The sequence below is a fragment of the Streptomyces sp. NPDC051563 genome, from assembly GCF_044454225.1.
Lineage (GTDB): Bacteria > Actinomycetota > Actinomycetes > Streptomycetales > Streptomycetaceae > Streptomyces.
Genome location: NZ_JBITDL010000038.1, coordinates 73,241 through 79,709, shown reverse-complemented (window position 1 = coordinate 79,709; position 6,469 = coordinate 73,241). Strand labels below are relative to the sequence as shown.

Below are 6,469 nucleotides of genomic sequence, written 5' to 3'. Positions count from 1 at the left end.
GCCGAGAGCTTGGGGAAGTCGGCGAGTGACGACAACGCGGCGAGGCGCGGTGCCAGGCCCCGCGAGCCCGGCCTGATCGACAAGACACCCCCTAGGTCAGGTCGAACTCCCCGCCCCGTGCGTCGAGGACGAACTTGCGCCACTCGTCCGGCGCGAAGATCAGCGAGGGGCTTTCGGGGCGGTCGCCGTTGCGCATCGCGATGAACCCCTCCACGAAGGCGATCTGGACGTCACCCGCCCCCCGGCTGCTCGACTGCCACTGCGCCCCGGTCAGATCGAGGTCCGGCTTTCCCCAGCCGGCCGGCGCCTTCGAAGTCGTGCTCTCTGCCACGTGCGTGCTCCTCCCGGTACTCCCGGTTCGTCGTCCCGGGGCAAGGTTAGCCATCGCACGCCGTGCCGCACAGGCCACGGTGCGTCACTCGTGGCCTGTACGGCACCCCGCCCGGAATCCCGTTTCCGCTCAGGTGCCGGGCTGCTCCGCTCCGACCAGCCACATCGCGAAGAACTGCGCCCCGCCGCCGTAGGCGTGCCCCATCGCCCGCCGGGCGTCCGGGACTTGGTGCTCCCCGGCCTGTCCGCGCACCTGGAGGGCGGCTTCCGCGAAGCGGATCATCCCGGAGGCGCCGATCGGGTTGGTGGACAGCACGCCGCCCGACGGGTTGACGGGCAGGTCCCCGTCGAGTTCCGTGACTCCGGCCTCGGTGAGCTTCCAGCCCTCGCCCTCGTCGGCGAAGCCGAGGTTCTCCAGCCACATCGGCTCGTACCAGGAGAACGGCACGTACATCTCCACCGCGTCGATCTCCCGGCGCGGATCGGTGATCCCCGCCTGCCGGTAGACGTCGGCCGCGCAGTCCTTGCCCGCCTGCGGGGACACGAAGTCCTTCCCGGCGAAGAGGGTCGGCTCGCTGCGCATCGCCCCGCCGTGCACCCAGGCCGGAGGTCTCGGCGAACGGGCGGCGCCCTCCCGGTCGGTGAGGATCATCGCGCACGCCCCGTCGGAGGACGGGCAGGTCTCGGAGTACCGGATCGGGTCCCACAGCATCGGGGACGCCTGGACCTTCTCCAGGGTGATGTCGTGCTCGTGCAGGTGCGCGTACGGGTTCTTCAGCGCGTTGCGGCGGTCCTTGTACGCGACGAGCGAGCCCACCGTATCGGGGGCGCCGGTGCGCCGCATGTACGCGCGCACGTGCGGGGCGAAGAACCCGCCGGCCCCCGCCAGCAGCGGCTGCTGGAAGGGGACGGGCAGGGAGAGCCCCCACATGGCGTTGGACTCGGACTGCTTCTCGAAGGCGAGGGTCAGCACCGTGCGGTGGACCCGGGCGGCGACCAGGTTGGAGGCGACCAGTGCGGTGGAGCCGCCCACCGAACCGGCCGTGTGGACGCGGAGCATGGGCTTGCCGACGGCGCCGAGGGCGTCGGCGAGGTACAGCTCCGGCATCATCACGCCCTCGAAGAAGTCGGGGGCCTTGCCGATGACGACCGCGTCGATGTCCGCCCAGGTGAGCTCGGCGTCCGCGAGGGCGCGGGCCGCCGCCTCGCGCACCAGTCCGGCGATGGAGACGTCGTGGCGGGCGGCCACGTGCTTGGTCTGGCCGATGCCGACGACGGCCACCGGCTCCTTGCCCGTGGTGCTCATGCTCGGTCCCCTTCCAGGACGGCGACCAGGTTCTGCTGGAGGCAGGGGCCGGAGGTGGCGTGCGCGACGGCCCGGTCGGACTCGCCGCGGTGGATGCGGGCGGCCGCCTCGCCGATCCGGATCAGGCCGGCGGCCATCATCGGGTTGGCGGCGAGCGCTCCGCCGGAGGGGTTGACGTGCACGGCCCCGTCGAGGCCGAGGGCCTTGCGCAGCACGACCTCCTGGGAGGAGAAGGGTGCGTGCAGTTCCGCGGTGTCCACCGGGGCCTCGAAGACGCCCGCGTGCTCGGCGGCGATCCGTGTCGACGGGGAGTCGGTGAGGTCGCGCAGCCCGAGGCTGTGGGCCTCGATGCGGTGGTCGATGCCGGTGATCCAGGCGGGCCGCTCGCACAGCCTGCGGGCCACGTCCCCGGCGGCCAGGATGACGGCGGCCGCGCCGTCGCCGATGGGCGGGCAGTCGCCGGTGCGCAGCGGGGCGACCTGGTAGTCGCCCTGCGCGACGGCGCCGCTGAGCTGGGCGTGCGGGTTGGCGCCCGCGGAGGCCCGGCTGCGGGCGCCGATCGCGGCGAGGGCCGTCTCGTCTGTCTCGCCCGCGTCGATGAGCGCCTGGGCCTGGAGCGCGGCCAGGGCCACGGAGTCGGGCCAGAGGGGGGCGACGTAGTAGGGGTCGAGCTGGCGGGTCAGCACGTCGCGTACGGACCCCGGCGAGGACTTTCCGTACGAGTAGACGAGCGCGGTGTCGGCCTCGCCGGTCTGGATCTTGACCCAGGCCTCGTACAGGGCCCAGGCGCCGTCCATCTCCACATGCGATTCGGAGATGGGCGGCCAGGCACCGACCCCGTCGAGGGTCATGGTGAAGGAGAAGGCCCGGCCGGCGAGGTAGTCGCTGGAACCGGAGCAGGTGAAGCCGATCTCGCCCGCCTTCAGCCCGGTGGCGGCGAGCACCTGGTGCAGGACCGGCATGACCATCTCGACTTCGCTGAGCTCGTCTGTGCGGCGCAGGTGGTCGCTCTGCGCGAAGGCGACCACCGCGACCTCGCGGGCGTATCGGGCCATCAGATGAGCTCCTTGTACACGTCGTAGTCCGCGTCCGGCTCTCCGGTGGGGCGGTAGTGGTCGGGGTAGCGGCCGCCTTCGGTCCAGACGGGTTCGACCCGCAGCCCCATCCGCACCTGGTCGTACGGGATCCCGCCGATCCGGCCGTGGAGGGCGAGGCCGGCGCCGTCGAGGGCGATGTGGGCGTAGACGTACGGCACTTCGATGTCGAGGTTCTTGGCCTTGATGTTGACGATGCAGTAGGTGGTGACGGTGCCGGCCGGCCCGACCTCGACCCGGTCGGTCGTCGCCACCCCGCAGGTGGGGCAGGCGCCGCGCGGGGGCACGTACACCTTGTGGCAGGAGGGGCAGCGTTCGCCGATGGTCTTCTGCTCGGAGAGCCCGGCGATGTACGCGGTCTGCGCGCGGCCGGGGCTGTAGGAGTAGTCCAGGCGGGCCTCGGCCACGATCCCGGTGACGGCGTCGGCGAACTCCCCGCTGTGCGGGGCCGCTTGCCCGTCCTGCGGCTCCCCGTCCCCGGCGGGCTCGAAGCAGGCGATGTCGGTGATGGCCCCGGTCCGCTCCGCCGCCCAGCGCACGCGGACCCGCATGCCGGTGGTGACGGCCTCGGGCCCGGGGGCGTCGAGGGCGTGCAGGAGGGCGGTGTCGGCGCCGTCGAGGCGGACGAGCACCCAGGCGAAGGGCGTGGCGAGGGGCTGGTTGGGGCGCGGTGATCCGTTCCAGGCCCAGGTGGTGACGGTCCCGGTGGTGCCCACCTCGACCAGGTCGCGGATCTCCTCGGCGGTGACGGGGTCGTACTCGACGGGCGGCACCATCACCTTGCCGTCGGCGGTCGTGACCCCGAGGACGACCCCCTCGCGCAGCCCGGTGAGGAAGGCGCTCTGCACGGGGCCGAGGGAGCGGGTGAAGGGGAACTCGACGACAAGGGGTGCGCGGAGGAGCTCGGGTGGCGACGCGGCTGTCATGGGTGGGTCTCCGATGTGTGGGGTTCCAGGAACGGTCGGGGCCGGTGCGGGCTCGGTACGGCTACTCCCGGCGGTACACCGCGGGCCGCTTCTCGGCGAAGGCCCGCGCCCCCTCCTTCGCGTCGGCCGTGTCGAAGACCGGCCATCCCCGCAGGAGTTCGGAGGCCAGCCCCTGCGTCTCCGTCATCTCGGCCGTCTCGTAGACGGAGGCCTTCACCGCCTCCACCGCCAGCGGCCCGCACGCATTGATCCGCTCCGCGATCTCCAGCGCCGCGGCCAGCGCGGTCCCGTCCGGGACCACCCGCCCGACGAGTCCGATCCGCGCCGCCTCCTCGGCCGCGTAGGGCCGTCCGGTCAGCAGCATCTCCAGCGCGTGCGTGCGCGGGATCTGCCGCGGCAGCCGTACCGTCGAGCCGCCGATCGGGAAGAGGCCCCGCTTGACCTCGAACAGCCCGAAGGTGGCCCCTTCCCCCGCGACCCGGATGTCGGTGCCCTGGAGGATCTCCGTGCCGCCGGCCACGCAGTAGCCCTCGACCGCCGCGATGACGGGCTTGCGCGGCCGGTGGTGGCGCAGCATCGCCTTCCAGTGCAGATCGGGGTCGGCCTTGAGCCGGTCCCGGTACTGGTCGCCCGCCATGCCCTTGCCGGCCAGCGCCTTCAGGTCCATGCCGGCGCAGAAGTCCCCGCCGGCTCCCGTCAGCACCACCGAGCGGATCGTGTCGTCCGCGTCGGCCTCCAGCCAGCCGTCGTACAGCCCCACCAGCAGCGGCAGCGAGAGCGCGTTCTTCGCCTCGGGCCTGTTCATGGTGAGCACCAGCGTGGCTCCGTGGCGTTCCACGGTCAGGTGTTCTGTCCCACCCATTGCCGTCCTCCCGTCTCAAGACCTAGAACAGGTTGCAGTAGGGGCGGGTGCAGTTCAATAGTTTTCTGACACCCAGTCAGATTTCTTGGACGGTCCCCTTCCTTGTTGGGGTTGGCGACGCTCTAATGACCGCCGAGCAGACCAGCCATGGGATTTTCTGGGTCAGGAGGACCGGTGGAGTACAACATTGCCGACCTGTTCGAGTCGGTCGTGGACGTGGTCCCGGACCGCGAGGCCCTCGTGTACGTGGACCACCCCGGGACCGGCGCCGAGCGCCGCCTCACGTACGCGGAGCTGGACGCGGCGGCGAACCGCATCGCGCACCACCTGCTGGACAGCGGCCTGAAGGCCGGTGAGCACCTGGGCCTGCACCTCTACAACGGCATCGAGTACCTCCAGACCGTCCTCGCCTGCCTGAAGGCCCGCCTGGTACCGGTGAACGTCAACTACCGGTACGTGGAGGAGGAGCTGGTCTACCTCTACAACGACGCCGACCTCGCCGCGCTCGTCTTCGAGGGCGAGTTCACCGAGCGGGTCGCGGCGGCCCTCCCGCAGACGACGAAGCTCCGTCACCTGGTCCGTGTCGGGCCGACCCCCGAGGGCGCCCCGGAGCCCTCGATCGCCCCGGTCGCGTACGCCGACGCGGAGGCGGCCGGCTCGCCCGGGCGGGGATTCCCGCCCCGCTCCCCCGACGACCTGTTCATCATCTACACGGGCGGCACGACCGGCATGCCCAAGGGCGTCATGTGGCGCGCCGAGGACCTCTTCTTCGCCGGCCTGTTCGGCGGCGAACCGAGCGGCGAACCAGTGAAGCGGCCCGAGGAACTCGCCGAGCGGGTCGCGTCGAAGGGCGCCGGGCTCACCTTCTTCCCGGCGCCGCCGCTGATGCACGGCACGTCCACGCTGACCTCCTTCATCGCCTTCAACTACGGGCAGCGGGTGGTCATCCACCGCAAGTACGCGCCCGAGGAGGTGCTGCGCACGATCGAGAAGGAGAAGGTCTCCAGCGTCTCGCTGGTGGGCGACGCCATGCTGCGGCCACTCATCGACGCCCTCAACGGGCCGCTGAAGGGCACCGACCTGTCCTCCCTCTTCAGCGTCTCCTCCTCCGGCGCGATCATGTCGGAGACGGTGCGCGCCGAGTTCCAGGCGCTCGTGCCGAACGTGATGCTCCTGAACAACTTCGGCTCGTCCGAGTCCGGCTCGAACGGCCGCGCCACGAACGATTCCGGTCCGGAGAAGGGCTTCCGGCTGGAGGTCAACGAGCGCACGCAGGTGGTCGACCCGGTGACCCACGAGCCGGTGCCGGTCGGCGAACCGGGACGGCTCGCGCAGCGCGGGTACGTCCCGCTGGGCTACTACAACGACCCGGTCAAGACCGCCGAGACCTTCTTCCAGAAGGGATCCGAGCGGTGGGTGCTGCTCGGTGACATGGCGACCGTGGACGAGCAGGGCATCGTCACCGTCCTCGGCCGCGGCTCGCAGTGCATCAACACGGGCGGCGAGAAGGTGTACCCGGAGGAGGTCGAGCAGGCCCTGAAGTCCCACCCGGACGTCTACGACGCCCTGGTCGCCGGGGTCGCGGACCCGAAGTGGGGCAGCCACGTGGCGGCGGTGGTCCAGATCCGGGAGGGCGCCGCCGACCCGACGCTGGACGAGATACAGGCCCATTGCCGCACGAAGCTGGCGGGGTACAAGATCCCGCGCCAGCTCGTCATCTCCCCCGCCATCCAGCGCTCCCCGAGCGGCAAGGCGGACTACCGGTGGGCGAAGTCGGTGGCCACGGAGGCGGACGCGGGCGCCTGAGCCGAAGCCGCGAGCCGGCCCCGTACGGCGCACGCCCGCGGGGGGGGGGCCCCCGGGGGGGCCCCCCCCCCGGGGGGGGCGGGGCGGGCGCGGGGGGGGGGGGCGGCCCGGGCGGGGGGGGCCGCCGGCCCCGGGGGGGCGGTCC

General features: G+C 72.1%; 6 protein-coding genes. 1 reads left to right on the top strand and 5 read right to left on the bottom strand.

All coding sequences use genetic code 11. The annotated features are described in order from the left end of the window. Positions 1-91: 91 nt before the first annotated feature. The 5 genes from ACIA8F_RS33955 to ACIA8F_RS33935 all read right to left on the bottom strand — a co-directional run bounded on the left by ACIA8F_RS33955 (position 92) and on the right by ACIA8F_RS33935 (position 4,518). Entirely contained in the window at positions 92-331 is a 240-nt protein-coding gene (locus ACIA8F_RS33955) for a DUF397 domain-containing protein (RefSeq protein WP_399384659.1), read from the bottom strand. A 129-nt stretch (positions 332-460) separates the two neighbouring features. Continuing rightward, a complete protein-coding gene (locus tag ACIA8F_RS33950; RefSeq protein WP_399384657.1) occupies positions 461-1,636 on the bottom strand; it encodes a thiolase domain-containing protein in 1,176 nt (391 codons plus the stop codon). Next, positions 1,633-2,691 (bottom strand): thiolase domain-containing protein, encoded by a 1,059-nt coding sequence (locus tag ACIA8F_RS33945; protein WP_399384655.1) that lies wholly within the window; start codon positions 2,689-2,691, stop codon positions 1,633-1,635. The genes ACIA8F_RS33950 and ACIA8F_RS33945 overlap by 4 nt, the downstream gene beginning before the upstream one ends. Then, positions 2,691-3,656, bottom strand: coding sequence for an OB-fold domain-containing protein (locus ACIA8F_RS33940; protein WP_399384653.1), 966 nt, complete (start codon positions 3,654-3,656; stop codon positions 2,691-2,693). Before ACIA8F_RS33940 ends, ACIA8F_RS33945 begins: the two co-directional genes overlap by 1 nt. Before the next feature lie 61 nt (positions 3,657-3,717). Beyond that, positions 3,718-4,518: a crotonase/enoyl-CoA hydratase family protein gene (locus ACIA8F_RS33935; protein ID WP_399384651.1), complete on the bottom strand. Its 801-nt coding sequence runs from the start codon at positions 4,516-4,518 to the stop codon at positions 3,718-3,720. A gap of 174 nt (positions 4,519-4,692) precedes the next feature. On the opposite strand from ACIA8F_RS33935, the gene ACIA8F_RS33930 reads away from it, so the two are divergent. Continuing rightward, complete coding sequence (locus ACIA8F_RS33930; protein ID WP_399384649.1) at positions 4,693-6,324, top strand: acyl-CoA synthetase; 1,632 nt, start codon at positions 4,693-4,695, stop codon at positions 6,322-6,324. Positions 6,325-6,469: the final 145 nt, after the last annotated feature.